Origin of the sequence: Agrobacterium bohemicum, from assembly GCF_001562555.1 — a bacterium.
GTDB lineage: Bacteria > Pseudomonadota > Alphaproteobacteria > Rhizobiales > Rhizobiaceae > Agrobacterium > Agrobacterium bohemicum.
In genome coordinates, this window is sequence record NZ_KQ961050.1 from 1 (window position 1) to 1,319 (window position 1,319).

The 1,319-nt window shown below is 57.8% G+C and carries 1 protein-coding gene; it reads left to right on the forward strand.

Going from position 1 to position 1,319, the window contains the following annotated elements; all coding sequences use genetic code 11:
* Positions 1-73 precede the first annotated feature (73 nt).
* A protein-coding gene (locus ATO67_RS22150) for an IS3 family transposase (RefSeq protein WP_106405008.1) occupies positions 74-1,287 on the forward strand; the annotation gives its coding sequence in 2 pieces (ribosomal slippage) (positions 74-410 and positions 410-1,287; 1,215 coding nt in all).
* Positions 1,288-1,319: the final 32 nt, after the last annotated feature.

A 1,319-nucleotide genomic window follows, 5' to 3' on the forward strand; every position in this document is an offset into this window, starting at 1 on the left:
TGAACTGCACCCCATTTCGACCGGACAGTCGGCATAAGCAGAAAGGCTCAAGCACAGGCTTGAGGACAGGCTTATGTCTAACGAGTATCGACACGTTGAATTGCTGACGGGAGATGTGCGCCGCAGGCGGTGGACAACCGAGCAGAAGCTGACAATTATTGAGCAGAGTTTTGAACCTGGCGAGACGGTATCATCGACCGCTCGCCGCCATGGCGTTGCGCCCAATCTGCTGTATCGATGGCGCAGGCTATTGAGTGAGGGAGGTGCTGCAGCCGTGGATTCTGACGAGCCGGTTGTCGGGAATTCTGAAGTGAAGAAACTGGAGGATCGCGTTCGGGAGCTGGAGCGCATGCTCGGCCGTAAGACGATGGAGGTCGAAATCCTCCGCGAAGCCCTTTCCAAAGCGGACTCAAAAAAACGGATATCGCGGCCGATCTTGTTGCCGAAGGACGGTTCGCGATGAAGGCCGTCGCCGACACGCTGGGCATCTCCCGCTCGAACCTTGTCGAGCGGTTGAAAGGCAGATCAAAGCCACGCGGAGCCTACTACAAGGCTGAGGATGCAGAGCTTCTACCCACCATTCGCAGGCTGGTGGATCAAAGGCCAACCTATGGCTATCGGCGGATCGCCGCGCTGCTCAATCGCGAAAGGCGAGCCGCCGATCAGCCTGTCGTCAACGCCAAACGGGTTCATCGGATCATGGGCAACCATGCCATGCTGCTGGAGAAACATACGGCCGTTCGCAAAGGCCGCATCCATGATGGCAAGGTCATGGTCATGCGCTCTAACCTGCGCTGGTGCTCGGACGGTCTGGAGTTCACCTGTTGGAATGGCGAGGTCATCCGTCTCGCCTTCATCATCGACGCCTTCGACCGCGAGATCATCGCTTGGACGGCAGTCGCCAATGCAGGCATCTCCGGCTCTGACGTGCGCGACATGATGTTGGAGGCAGTCGAGAAACGCTTCCGCGCAACCCGAGCCCCGAATGCTATCGAGCATCTCTCTGACAATGGCTCGGCTTACACAGCGCGGGACACGAGGATATTTGCCCAGGCACTCAATCTGATACCTTGCTTCACGCCGGTCGCCAGCCCGCAGTCGAACGGCATGTCGGAAGCTTTCGTCAAAACGTTGAAGCGCGACTATATTCGGATATCAGCTCTACCGGACGCCCAAACAGCGCTCCGGCTCATCGACGGATGGATCGAGGACTACAACGAAATCCATCCCCATTCCGCGCTCAAGATGGCTTCCCCTCGGCAGTTCATCAGAGCTAAATCAACCTAGCCGACCTGTCCGGTGAAATGGGGTGCACTCCA